The 13,102-nt window shown below is 71.6% G+C and carries 8 protein-coding genes and 2 pseudogenes; 4 read left to right on the top strand and 6 right to left on the bottom strand.

Features of this window, described 5'->3' with window-relative positions:
- Positions 1-102 precede the first annotated feature (102 nt).
- Both ACY5KJ_RS10495 and ACY5KJ_RS10490 read right to left on the bottom strand, forming a co-directional pair.
- On the bottom strand, positions 103-654 hold the full coding sequence (locus ACY5KJ_RS10495; RefSeq protein ID WP_462185938.1) for a hypothetical protein: 552 nt from the start codon (positions 652-654) through the stop codon (positions 103-105).
- A gap of 211 nt (positions 655-865) precedes the next feature.
- Positions 866-2,887 (bottom strand): thioredoxin domain-containing protein, encoded by a 2,022-nt coding sequence (locus ACY5KJ_RS10490; protein WP_462185939.1) that lies wholly within the window; start codon positions 2,885-2,887, stop codon positions 866-868.
- A gap of 273 nt (positions 2,888-3,160) precedes the next feature.
- Between ACY5KJ_RS10490 and ACY5KJ_RS10485 the strand changes: the two are divergent.
- Positions 3,161-6,411 (top strand): annotated as a pseudogene (locus tag ACY5KJ_RS10485) (leucine--tRNA ligase).
- 20 nt (positions 6,412-6,431) lie between these two features.
- On the opposite strand, the gene ACY5KJ_RS10480 reads toward ACY5KJ_RS10485, so the two are convergent.
- Together ACY5KJ_RS10480 and mca are read right to left on the bottom strand one after the other, a co-directional pair.
- A complete protein-coding gene (locus tag ACY5KJ_RS10480) occupies positions 6,432-6,830 on the bottom strand; it encodes a hypothetical protein (RefSeq protein ID WP_462203267.1) in 399 nt (132 codons plus the stop codon).
- Positions 6,831-7,135: 305 nt separating this feature from the next.
- The gene (gene mca, locus ACY5KJ_RS10475) at positions 7,136-8,038 is read right to left on the bottom strand and encodes a mycothiol conjugate amidase Mca (RefSeq protein WP_462185942.1); all 903 of its coding nucleotides are present in this window, start codon (positions 8,036-8,038) and stop codon (positions 7,136-7,138) included.
- A 419-nt stretch (positions 8,039-8,457) separates the two neighbouring features.
- Between mca and greA the strand changes: the two genes are divergently transcribed.
- From greA to ACY5KJ_RS10460, 3 genes are all read left to right on the top strand, one after another.
- Positions 8,458-8,940, top strand: a complete 483-nt coding sequence (gene greA / locus ACY5KJ_RS10470; protein ID WP_462185943.1) for a transcription elongation factor GreA — start codon at positions 8,458-8,460, stop codon at positions 8,938-8,940.
- Positions 8,941-9,006: 66 nt separating this feature from the next.
- Positions 9,007-10,503, top strand: coding sequence for a magnesium chelatase (locus ACY5KJ_RS10465; RefSeq protein ID WP_462185961.1), 1,497 nt, complete (start codon positions 9,007-9,009; stop codon positions 10,501-10,503).
- 43 nt (positions 10,504-10,546) lie between these two features.
- Entirely contained in the window at positions 10,547-12,541 is a 1,995-nt protein-coding gene (locus ACY5KJ_RS10460) for a vWA domain-containing protein (RefSeq protein WP_462185944.1), read from the top strand.
- Here ACY5KJ_RS10460 and ACY5KJ_RS10455 read toward each other — a convergent pair.
- Positions 12,461-12,835, bottom strand: a complete 375-nt coding sequence (locus tag ACY5KJ_RS10455; protein ID WP_462185945.1) for a hypothetical protein — start codon at positions 12,833-12,835, stop codon at positions 12,461-12,463. The two genes, ACY5KJ_RS10460 and ACY5KJ_RS10455, sit on opposite strands and share 81 nt — an antisense overlap.
- Positions 12,836-12,855: 20 nt before the next feature.
- Positions 12,856-13,102, bottom strand: a pseudogene (locus tag ACY5KJ_RS10450) (PadR family transcriptional regulator); the annotation flags it as partial.

The following is a 13,102-nucleotide window of genomic DNA, read 5'->3' as shown; positions in this document are numbered from 1 at the left end:
GGACATACTTCCCAAACAGGCCCTACCAGCCTTCCCCCACACGGCGGCTTCGCCGCAGTGCGGGGACCCCTGGCATCGGGCACCGTACGGGGTCTCCGCCGACTACAGCCGAGGGCCCACCGAGCGGATCTTCTCCACCTGTTCCATGGCCTCCCGGAGCTGGCACAGCCAGCTGTCGGCGTTCTCGCCCACCAGACGTACGCACCAGGCGAGGGCCTCGCTGCGGCTGCGCGCCACCCCCGAGTCGACGAGGGTGTCGAGCACCTGGCGTTCCGGCTGGCGCAGCCGGGTCATCACCGGCACGGACAGTGCGGTGAACAGCTCGGTGGTGTCACCAAGGGTCGCGCCCCACGCCACCTTGCGGTTGTACCGATGTTCGGCCTTCGTGGCGATGGCGATCCGTTCCTCGCGGGTCTGCTCCCGGAACCGCCGGATCCGGGCCCCCGTCGCCGACGGCACTCCTCCAGGCGCGGCGCCGCCGGCCGCGAGTACCCCGATGACCGTAATCTCGTCCCGGTCCACGACCACCGTGGGCATCCCGGCGAACCACCCGGCCGGGATGTGCGCGGCGAACCAGGCTGCGGCGTCGTCCGCCGGAACCACCTCCGCCCGATCCCCCGGCCTGCCGTACCCCCGTCCACGCGGACCGGACATGACGTGTCCCCTCGATCTCCGATCGGCACCCGCGTCGGGGCCCGCGCGCGGGCCCGGCCTGCCGGCCGATCCGGACCCGGAGGCCCGATCCGGCGCCCCGGAGCGGATCCGAAGAACCCCTCGTGACGATTACATGCTTACTGCATCACCAGTCTTACTGCATCGCCAGTACAACATGCTTACCGCATCACCAGTGAAAGAAGCGGGACGGTCAGGTGGCCACCTTCACCCCGAGTTGGCGGCGCACCTCGGCGGCGGTTCGGGCCGGCAGCTCACAGACGAAGTCCCGGCACACGTACACCCCGGCCGTGTCCCGGCCGACGGTCAGCGGTCCGCTGGTCACCACGACCGCACCAGGCGCCGTGCCGAGGCGGGCGAGCCGTTCCAGCGCCGAGCTGCCCACGACCGCGACCTCGGCCGGCCCAGCCAGCAGCGCCTCGGCGACCGCACCGGCCCAACCGGCGAACCGGGCATCCCGGGCCAGCAGCGGAGCGACGCGCGCCACCGTCGTCTCGGCGGCCGACCGGTGTTCGGTGGAACCGGTCAACGCCGCGTAGCTGACCAGGGCGCCGGCGACAGCAGCCTGGCCCGACGGGGTCGCCGAGTCCGAGTCGTCCCGCGGCCGGCGCAACAGCACCTCCGCGTCGTCCGCGGTATCGAAGAACCCCCCGCCAGGGGCCGCGAACCGGTCACGGACGGTGTCCAGCAGCGTCCCGGCGAGCGCGAGCCACGCCGGATCGCCGGTGACCTGGTGCAGGGTGAGCAGCCCCTCGGCGACGTCGCCGTAGTCCTCCAGTACCCCGGCGTTCACGCCGACCCGGCCGTCCCGGCTCGTCCGGCGCAGGCGTCCGTCGACGAGATGCACGTCCCGGAGCAGGACGGCGGCCTGTTCGGCGGCCCGCACCCAGCCCGGCTCGTCGAACAACGCGCCGGCCTCGGCCAGCGCCGCGATGGCCAGGCCGTTCCAGGCGCCCACCACCTTGTCGTCGCGAGCCGGCTGCGGCCGGGTCGCCCGTGCCGCGGCCAGGGCCGCGCGGACCGCCGCGAACCTCGCCGGGTCGCCCGGGTCCGCCGGCAGGCGCAGCACCGACGTACCACGTTCGAAACTGCCCTGCTCGGTGACGCCGAAGACGTCGGCGGCCCATCGGCCGTCTTCCGGCCCGAGGACGGCGACGAGCTGGGCGGGTGCCCAGGCGTAGCTGGCCCCCTCCTCGGGGTGCGCTCCCGCCGGGGCGGCGCTCGCGGGAACGGCGCTCGCGGGAACCGCATCCGCGTCGAGCGCCGAGGCGAACCCCCCCTGGGGGGTGCGCAGATCCGCGAGCAGGAAGGCGGCCGTCTCCCGGGCCACCCGTTCGGCCAGCGCCGACCCGGTGGCCCGCCACAGGTGCAGATAGACCCGCAGCAGCTGCGCGTTGTCGTACAGCATCTTCTCGAAGTGCGGGACCGTCCACGTCGCATCGACGCTGTACCGGGCGAACCCCCCGGCGAGCTGGTCGTAGATGCCCCCACGCGCCATCCGTTCGCAGGTCACCGCGACCATCTCCAGGCTGCGCGCGTCCCCCGTGCGGGCGGAGTGCCGCAGCAGCATCTCGGCGACCATGGACGGCGGGAACTTCGGCGCACCGCCGAATCCACCGTGACGGGCATCGAAGCGGGCCGACAGCCCCGCCACGGCGGTGTCGAGCAGAGCCGGAGTGATCTCGGCGGCGGGACCGGACACCGGACCGCGCATCGCCGCCTCGGCGAGCCGGCGGGCGATGTCCGCCCCCGACTCCTCGATCTCGTCCCGCCGGGTCTGCCAGGCCTCGGTGACCGCCGCCAGGACCTGGCGGAACGACCCCATGCCGGGCCGGGGACGCGGCGGGAAGTAGGTGCCGGCGAAGAACGGCTCGGCGGTAGGGGTGAGGAACACCGTCATCGGCCAGCCGCCGTGCCCGGTCAGGGCGACGGTGACATCCATGTAGACGGAGTCGACGTCGGGCCGCTCCTCCCGATCCACCTTGATGTTGACGAAGTGGTCGTTCATGTACTCGGCGGTCACGGCGTCCTCGAACGACTCGTGCGCCATGACATGGCACCAGTGGCAGGATGCGTAGCCCACCGAGAGCAGCACCGGCACTCCCCGCCGGGCCGCCTCCGCGAAGGCCGCCGGGCTCCAGGGCCACCAGTCGACCGGGTTGTCCGCGTGCTGCAGCAGGTACGGAGACGTCTGCTCCGCGAGCTTGTTAGGCACCCGAACTCCTCATGATCTGTGTCCGCCAGGCCCGCGGAACCCCGTAGGCCTCTGGATATGCAACCAAAGGCGCGCCCAGGTAGTCCGCCCTCATCTCCACGCCGCGCCGACGTGATCGGCGCGCTTCCTCGACCGGCCCGCCGCGCCGGCGTACCCGGCGGATAGGCTCGTGGGACCGCACGATCCCCGCCGTCCGCTCGCTCGACCGCCGTCCGCCAGGCCGCCGTTCCCGCCGCGAGAGCGGTGAGAGGGTCGACGTACCAACGAGTTTGGATGGCACGAGCGATGAGTGAGACGGCCGAGCCCGGCGCCCGGACCGGCGCCGCGGACACCACGGTGGCACCGACCGACGCGTCCGGCGGGACCACCCCGGCAGCCGCGGGCACCGCGGGCGGCGCCCCCGCCGGGACCGGGGGCGGCGAGCCGAGCTTCCGGTACGACGCCCGGCTCGCCGCCGACATCGAGCGGCGCTGGCAGCACCGGTGGGCCGACGAGGGCACGTTCAACTCGCCGAACCCGGTCGGGCCGCTCTCGGCGGGCTTCGAGAAGGTCGCCGGCCGGGAGCCGTTCTACATCATGGACATGTTCCCCTATCCGAGCGGCTCGGGGCTGCACGTCGGGCACCCGCTGGGGTATATCGGTACCGACGTGTTCGCCCGCTACCTGCGGATGTCCGGCCGGCACGTGCTGCATCCGTTCGGATACGACTCCTTCGGCCTGCCCGCCGAGCAGTACGCGATCAACACGGGCCAGCATCCCCGCGACACCACCAATACCAACATCGCCAACATGCGCCGCCAGCTCTCCCGGCTGGGGCTGGGCCACGACACCCGCCGCGAGATCGCGACGACCGGCGTGGGCTACTACCGCTGGACGCAGTGGATCTTCCAGCAGATCTTCAACAGCTGGTACGACCCGCAGGCCGACCGGGCCCGGCCGATCGCCGAGCTGATCGAGGAGTTCGCCGCGGGCACCCGGGCGCCGGTAGCCGGCCCCGCCGGGGGGAACACGGCCGTGTCGGTTGACGCGGTCCGGGCGGCGAACCCGGCCGGGCTGGCGTGGGCCGAGCTCGACGAAGTGTCCCGCCGGAAGGCCGTCGACGCGCACCGCCTGGCCTACATCTCCGAACAGCTGGTCAACTGGTGCCCGGGGCTGGGCACCGTGCTGGCGAACGAGGAGGTCACCGCCGACGGCCGCAGCGACATCGGGAACTACCCGGTGTTCCGCCGGCCGCTGAAGCAGTGGGTCCTGCGGATCACCGCCTACGCCGAGCGGCTGATCTCCGACCTCGACCTGGTCGACTGGCCGGACTCGATCAAGCAGATGCAGCGCAACTGGATCGGTCCGAGCGAGGGCGCCAGCGTCGAGTTCACCGTCGTCGCCCCCGGCGAGGGGACAGGTGCCTCCAGTCCGTTCGATCTGTTCAATCTGTCCGATCCCTCCGATCCGTCCGGCTCATCGACCGCCCGGCGCATCGAGGTCTATACCACCCGCCCGGACACCCTGGCGGGGGCCACCTTCCTGGTGCTTGCGCCCGAACATCCCCTGGTCGACACGCTGATCGCCGACACCTGGCCGACGGGCACCCGGTGAGCTGGCGCTTCCCGGCGGGACGGCGGGGCGGCGGCACGGAACCGGCGGGCGCCGCCGGGTCGGATGCAGGCACCGCCGGGCCGGAGGCGGGCGCCGATCCGGCGTGGACCCCGCGAGCCGCCGTCGACGCCTACCGGGAGTTCGCGGCCCACCGCAGCGACCGGCAGCGCGGCGAGGAGGTCATCGACCGCACCGGCGTGTTCACCGGCTCGTACGTGCGCAACCCGATCGGTGGCGGGGTCATCCCGGTCTTCCTGGCCGACTATGTGTTGCTGGGCTACGGCACCGGGGCGATCATGGCGGTGCCGGCACACGACAGCCGGGACTTCTCCTTCGCCCGCGCGTTCGACCTGCCGATCCCCGCCGTGCTGGAGCCGGACGCGGACTGGTACGCCACGCACGGGGTAGTGCCCGCGACTCCATCGGCGCAGTGGCCCGAGGCGTTCAGTGGTGCGGGCGAGTATCGGCCCGGTCCGGCCGGCGCCCCGGTGCTGGTCGGCCTGTCGAAGAGCGAGGCGATCAAGGCCACGGTTCACTGGCTAGAGGAGATCGGCGCCGGCAGGTCGGCGCGATCGTACCGGCTGCGGGACTGGCTGTTCTCCCGCCAGCGGTACTGGGGCGAGCCGTTCCCGATCGTCTTCGACGCCGACGGGCTCCCCCACGCGGTTCCCGACGAGCTGCTGCCGATCGAGCTGCCGGAGATGACCGACTTCCGGCCCACGGCGATGGCCGAGGACGACGCGAGCGACCCGCTGCCCCCCCTGGCCCGGGTCGCCGACTGGGTGACGGTCACCCTGGATCTCGGCGACGGGCCGAAGCAGTACCGGCGTGAGACGAACACCATGCCGCAGTGGGCCGGTTCGTGTTGGTACTACCTGCGCTACCTGGACCCGACCAACACCGAGCGATTCGTCGACCCGACCGTCGAGCGATACTGGATGGCCGGGCCGGGCGCGGTTCCCGGCGACGGCGGCGTCGATCTGTACGTCGGCGGCGTCGAGCACGCCGTGCTGCACCTGCTCTACGCCCGGTTCTGGCACAAGGTGCTCTACGACCTGGGCCACGTCTCGACCAAGGAGCCGTTCAAGCGGCTGTTCAACCAGGGCTATATCCAGGCGGATGCCTTCACCGACGCCCGGGGCATGTACGTCCCGGCGGCCGAGGTGACGGCGACCCCCGACGGCCGGTTCCTCTTCCAGGGCGCCCCGGTCAACCGGCGCTCGGGCAAGATGGGCAAGAGCCTGAAGAACAGCGTCAGCCCGGACGAGATGTACGACCGGTTCGGCGCCGACACGCTGCGCGTCTACGAGATGGCAATGGGCCCGCTCGACGCCGACCGGCCATGGCACACCGACGACATCGTCGGTTCGCACCGGTTCCTCCAGCGGCTGTGGCGCACCGTCGTCGACGAGACCACCGGGGCGGCCGCCGTCGTCGACGAGCCGTTGGACGACGAGGCTCTTCGCGTCCTGCACCGGACGATCCTCACGGTCACCGCCGAATACCCGGGGCTGCGGTTCAACACCGCGGTCGCCCGGCTCATCGAACTGACCAACTTCGTCAGCAAAAGTTACGGGAAGTCCCCCACCCCCCGCGCGCTCGCCGAGCCGCTCACCCTGATGGCGGCCCCGCTGGCCCCGCACATCGCCGAGGAACTGTGGTCCCGCCTCGGTCACGAGGAGTCGGTCAGCACGGCCGCCTTCCCGATCGGGGATCCGGCGCTGGCCGCCGAGTCGGTCAGGACGATCCCGGTCCAGGTGAACGGGAAGGTCCGGTTCACCCTCGAGGTTCCGGACGGCTCGGCGGAGCAGACGGTTCGCGATCTGCTCGCCGCGCATCCCGAGTTCGCCCGGCAGACCGACGGTCAGACGATCAAGAAGATCATCGTCGTGCCCGGTCGGATCGTGAATATCGCCACCTCCCCCGCCTAACCGGGGTCTGCGGCAGCCGCCTACCGATCGCTCCCCGCGGAGCCCGCGGGGGGTCCGGGCTGGGTCGGCAGGTCCAGCTGCTTGCCGCCACCCGCCGGGCCCGCCGGGCTACCGGCGCCGGCGGTCTCCTCGACGACCTCCCCGTCGATAACCGGCGCATCTCCCCCGGGCAAGGCGGCGGAACCGCGCCCGCCACGGCGCCCGTCTCCACCGTCCAGCCGGCGCATCGCGTTCGGATCAGGATCGCCGCCGGCGAACTCGCCGCTGGCGACGTTCGACCGCATCCGGCGCAGGCTCTTCGAGAGGAAGAAGAAGATCACAATGGATGCCACGATCAGTGCCAGGACAACGAGGAACCCGACGGCTCCGGCGTCGATCTTCCTCTCGACCAGCACGGAAGCGGCGAAGACCTCGTTCACGGCCACGTCCTCACACCTGGTGTCCTCTGGTGTCCGCCACACCTGCTGTTACCGCCCGCCACGGGGACACTCCACGACGGACGCCAGTTCCGACCCTACGCCCTGCCGTGCGAGCCCTCCGCCTCCGCGGCCACGCACCGTTGAATAGATCACATACTGTTCAAAAAGTCACATGCCGTCCAAGGAGTCGAAATGAAATAACTTGCGCGTTTCGAACCCTCCACAGGCCTGTGACCTGCGATGATGCTCTCGATCACGTATTTGTTACTTCATTACGTCCCCCAAAAGGCCACATCACCGGAAAGTCACACACCGTTGAACAGATCGTCTTCGGGCAGCATGCCGACCTCGATGAGAGAACGGGCCAGCTGGTAGTCCTCCGTCGGCCAAGCGTCCCGCTGCGCCTCCAGGGGTATCCGGAACCACCATCCGGTGGGGTCGACCTGGGTGGCGTGGGCGATCAGCGCCCGGTCGCGGGTCTCGAACCAGTCCGCGCACTCCACCTGGGTGGTGAGCCGACCGGTGTCCTCGGCGCGGTCGACCCACTCGGCCAGCCGCTCGGCATAGGGGGACTCCAGACCGCGGGCCATCATCTCCTCGTGGAGAGCGAGGATGCGCTCCTTGTGGAAGGTGAGGTGGTAATAGAGCTTGAGCGGCTGCCAGGGTTCGAGGCCGGCGTCGGCACCGACCTCGGGATAACGGTCGGGATCACCGGCCGCCTCGAACGCCTCCACACTGACCCGATGGGTCATGATGTGGTCGGGATGCGGATACCCGCCCGACTCATCGTAGGTCGTGATGACCTGCGGCCGGAACTGACGGATCAACCGGACCAGCGGACGGGCCGCCTCGTCGAGCGCGATGGTGGCGAACCGCCCGTCCGGAACGGGCGGCGGCGGATCGCCCTCAGGAAGCCCGGAGTCGACGAAGCCGAGCCACTCTTGGCGGACCCCGAGGATGAGCCGGGCAGCCTCCATCTCCTGCCTGCGGATCTCCGCCATCCGGGCGGCGACACCCGGCTGGTCCATCGCGGGATTGAGAATGCTGCCCTCCTCTCCCCCGGTACACGTGACCACGAGCACGTCGGCGCCCTCGCTGGCGTAACGTGCCATGGTGGCGGCGCCCTTGCTGGACTCGTCATCGGGGTGGGCGTGGATGGCCATCAAGCGCAGGCCATGCCGATCGTGGACCGCAGGCATGCGGCCCATTGTTCCTGATGCCCCGGCGTTGTTCCGAGCTCACTGGCCCGGGTGGTCCGAGCTCGCCCGGGGAACCGCCGGGGCCCGCCCCGCGTTCGGTCTAGAAAAGTCACCCAACGCCGTGGCACAATGCACCGTCCGCGCATGCTTCGACGGCAGGGCTGCCGTCGACCGGCGCACCGACATCGTCGTCGGCCCGGTCCGAAGGGCCGATGGACGACGGCCGGTCCCGTCGTCCGCCCACCCCTGCGTGAAGCATTCGTGGTCGAGGTCGAAGGCAAGGGCTGTCGGATCACCCGTAAGGGCTGACCCGCCGGTCCGGGGCTTCCAGGCGGTCCAGACGCCGCCAGAGCCACCAAGCCCGACATCTTCCTTGATTCATTTTGGTATGATGGTCCTTTTGATGTTCACCGAGGAGCGTGACCCGCGTGACGCAGCAGACTTGGCTCACCCAGGAGGCATACGACCGGCTCCGCTCCGAGCTCGACTACCTGACCGGCCCGTGGCGTACGGAGATCGCGACCAAAATTGAAGCTGCCCGCGAGGAGGGCGACCTCAAGGAAAACGGCGGCTACCACGCGGCCAAGGAGGAGCAGGGCAAGCAGGAGGCCCGGATTCGCCAGCTCACGGACCTGCTGCGCGACGCCCAGGTCGGCGAGGCACCCGCGGCGACCGGCGAGGCCGGCCCCGGCACCGTCGTCGAGGTGCGCTTCCCCGGCGAACGGGAGACGGAGAAGTTCCTCATCGGCTCGCGCGAGGACCACAGCACGCCCATCGAGGTCTTCTCCCCGGCGTCCCCGCTGGGCGGCGCGGTGACCGGGCGCAAGGCGGGCGAGACCGTCTCCTACACGCTGCCCAACGGCCGTTCGGCCAAGGTCGAGATCGTCTCGGTGTCGCCCTACTCGGGCTGACTACGCCAGCAGCGGACGACTGCCGACCCGGCTGCACGGGTGGCGGCATCGGCGTACCGTCGACGGGTGGAGGATCTGCCGGCACAGCCCAGTCATTCCGTGCCACCGACCGTGCCACCGACCGTGGCATCTCCGGCCCACCCGCCGACGGCCGCCGCCTCGCAGCTCACCACCCTGGGTGAGCTGCGCCGCAGCGGGCACGCGCACCGCCCGGTGCGGACGGAGCTGCGCGACAACCTCGTCGCCCTGATGCGGGGCTACGGCCCCCGGTTCCCGGGCATCGTCGGTTTCGGCGAGACCGTCCTTCCCCAGGTCGAGCGGGCCATCCTGGCCGGCCACGACATCGTCTTCCTCGGCGAGCGCGGGCAGGGCAAGACCCGACTCATCCGCACTCTGGTGAGCCTGCTCGACGAGTGGTCGCCGGCCGTCGCCGGCTGTGAGATCAACGACCACCCCTACGCGCCGGTCTGCGGCCGATGCCGCGCGCTGGCGGCCGATCTCGGTGACGCGCTGCCGGTGGTCTGGCGGCACCGCGGCGAGCGGTTCAGCGAGAAGCTCGCGACCCCGGACACAAGCGTCGGCGACCTCATCGGCGACGTCGACCCGGTGAAAGTCGCCGAGGGCCGCACGCTCGGCGATCCCGAGACGGTCCACTACGGGCTGGTGCCGCGCACCAACCGCGGGATCTTCAGCGTCAACGAGCTGCCCGACCTCGCCGAACGGATCCAGGTCGCGCTGCTCAACGTGCTGGAGGAGCGGGACATCCAGGTCCGCGGCTACCTGCTCCGGCTGCCGCTGGACCTGCTGCTGGTCGCTTCGGCCAACCCCGAGGACTACACCAACCGAGGGCGGATCATCACGCCGCTCAAGGACCGGTTCGGCGCCGAGGTCCGCACCCACTACCCGCTGCACCTCACCGACGAACTGGCGCTGATCCGCCAGGAGGCGGTGATGTCCTGGGCGGGGTCCCCGCTCGGCGCGCCGGAAATACCCGATCACCTGGTGGAGATCGTGGCCCGGTTCACCCGGCTGGTGCGCGACGCCCCCCAGGTCGACCATCGCTCGGGGGTATCGGCCCGGCTGTCGGTGGCCGCGGCCGAGACGGTGGCGGCCTCGGCGGTCCGCCGCGCGGCGCTGACCGGCGAGGAGACGCCCACCGCACGGGTGGTCGACCTCGCCGCGATCGTCCCGGCAGTACGCGGCAAGGTCGAGTTCGACCAGCTGGAGGAGGACCGGGAGGACGAGGTCCTCGCGCTGCTGCTGCGCCGCGCGGTGGCCGAGACGTTCCGGGCGAGGCTGGCCGGCGCGGACCTCACCGGCCTGCAGGCCCGCTTCGACGCGGCTGGCCCGGTCGAGACCGGCGACCTGGTAGCGGCGGCCGAGCTGCTGCGCCGGGCCGGGCCGGTGCCCGGGCTCGCGGCGATCCTGACCAGGCTCGGCGTGGACGGGGCGGAGTCGCCGGGGCTCGCGGCGGCCGCACTGGAGCTGGCGATGGAGGGACTGCACCTCAACCGTCGGTTGGCCAAGGAAGAGCTTCCCGGACGGACCGTCTACGGCACCTGACCCGGCGGCACCTGACCTCGCACGGAAGCTTCCAGGAGGAACAGTGAGTTCCGGAACATTCCGTTATGGCCCGTGGGACGGCGGACCCGATCCACTCGCCTCCCCCTTCACCGCGTCCGACGCCCTGGATGAGATGTCCCGCCAGATTCTGGAGGGACGCACCCCGCGGGAGGCGCTGGAGTCGCTGCTGCGCCGGGGCATGCCGGGCCGGCGTGGTCTGGACGACATGCGCCGGGCCGTCGAGCGGCACCGGCGGGAGGCCCGGTCCCGCGGCCGGATGGACGGGACGCTCCAGGAGGTCCGCCGGCTGCTCGACACCGCCGTGGGCCAGGAACGGGCGGCGCTGTTCCCCGACCCCTCCGACGACGCCCGGCTGCGCGAGGCCGAGCTGGACGCGCTGCCCGCGGACCCCGCCCGTGCGGTGCGCTCGCTCGCCGAGTACGATTGGCGGTCCCCGCCGGCCCGCGAGACGTACGAGAAGATCTCCGAGCTGCTGCGTCGCGAGGTCCTCGATTCCCAGTTCAAGGGAATGAAGCAGGCCCTGGAAGGGGCCGCGCCCGAAGACTTCGCCCGGATCCGGGAGATGGTCGCCGCGCTCAACGCCCTGCTGGAGGCGGACGCCCGTGGTGAGGACACCGACGAGGCGTTCGCCCGGTTCATGCGGGAGTTCGGCGACTTCTTCCCGGAGAACCCCGGCTCGCTGGAGGAACTGGTCGACGCGCTGGCCCGCCGGGCCGCCGCCGCCGCGCGGTTACTGGCCGGGCTCACCCCGCAGCAGCGCTCCGAACTCGCCGACCTGATGTCCACGGCGATGGAGGACCTGAGGCTCGCCGCAGAGATGTCACGACTGGCGCAGGCGCTGCGCGCGTCCCGACCGGACCTCAACTGGGGTGGACGGGTGCGGGGGCGGGCCGGCCGGTCGGGCGACGGCCTGACCGGCGAGGAACCGCTCGGCCTCGGCGACGCCACCACCGCGCTGGAGGAGCTCGCGGAGCTGGACGAACTGGCCGCCGCGCTGGGGCAGGACTACGCCGGGGCATCCCTGGAGGACGTCGACCCCGAGGCGGTGGCCCGGGCGCTGGGCCGGTCCGCCGTCGACGATCTGCGGGGGCTGCAGGAGATCGAACGGGAGCTGGAACGGCAGGGATTCCTCACCCGCCGGGCCGGGAGCCTCGAGCTCACCCCACGGGCGGTGCGCCGGATCGGGCAGGCCGCGCTGGCCCGGATCTTCCGGCAGATCTCCGCCCGAGGCCGCGGGGATCACAGTGTGACCGACGCGGGTTCCGCCGGGGATCTGCTGGGCACCTCCCGGGCCTGGCAGTTCGGCGACACCCAGCCGATCGACGTCGTCCGCACAGTCCGCAACGCGGTGCTGCGCGGCGGTCCGCCCGGCCGGGGCCACCCGATCCGCCTGGCGGTGGCCGACTTCGAGGTCGCCGAGACGGAGCGCCGCGCCACGGCGGCGGTGTGCCTGCTCGTCGACCTGTCCTACTCGATGGCGCTGCGGGGCACCTGGGGCATCGCGAAGTCGACGGCACTCGCGCTGCACACGCTCGTCAGCACGTCGTTCCCGCAAGACAAGATCCACATTGTCGGCTTCTCGGACTACGCCCGGGAGCTGCGGCCGGTCGAGCTCGCCGGACTCGACTCCGAGATGGTGCAGGGCACGAACCTGCAGCACGCCCTGCTCATCGCGGGCCGGCTGCTGAGCCGCTACCCGCAGGCGGAGCCGGTCATCATGGTAGTCACCGACGGTGAGCCCACCGCGCACCTGCTGCGCGACGGGGCTCCCTCGTTCTCCTGGCCGCCGATGCCCGAGACCCTGGAGCTGACCCTGGCCGAGGTCGACCGGCTCACCCGGCGCGGCGTGACCGTCAATGTGTTCATGCTCGACGACGAGCCACGGCTGGTGCAGTTCGTCGAGGAGATGGCCAGACGCAACGGCGGGCGGGTTCTCTCACCCGATCCCGCCGCCCTCGGCAACTACGTCATCCGGGACTACCTGCGGGCCCGGGGCAGGCACCGCACCGTCCGCTGACCGCCGCGCCGCCCCGCCCGGCTCGGCGGCGAGGCGTTCCCAGAACTCGACCGCGAGCTCCTCGTAGCCGAGCCCGAGATCGAGGGCCCGGCGCAGCGACCAGGCCAGGGCACCCGCGGGCAGCGCGGTCAGGGAGCGGTACACCTCCAGGTGAGCGCGATGCGCCGCCGCCTGGGCCCGCGCGAGCCGGCTGACATCACCCGGCCGGCCCAGATCGGCGAATGCCAGCTTGAGCAGGCCGGGATCGCGCAGCTCGGTGCGCCCGGCCTCCGGGACGGCGAGCCACGCGGCCAACCTGCTCCGGCCGGCGCCGGTCAGGCGAAAGATCGCCGCCTGCGGCCGGACTCCTCCCGTTCCTCAGAAAGGAGTCCGGCCGCGGCAAGGCGGGGCGGCTCCTTGTAGAGCTGGGCGTGCGGAAACGACCAGCAGTTACCGATCGAGCCGGCAACCGCGACCTTGAGCTCGTACGGAGTGGCACTGCCACGCCGCGCTACCTCCCCCAGGACCAGATACGACACCGGCGTCAGCGCGATTCCAGCCATGGTCTCGATGATATGACTT

Source organism: Frankia sp. CcWB3, assembly GCF_977927595.1.
The sequence above is the reverse complement of the archived record's forward strand: the minus strand, read 5'-3'. Positions and strand labels throughout refer to the sequence as shown.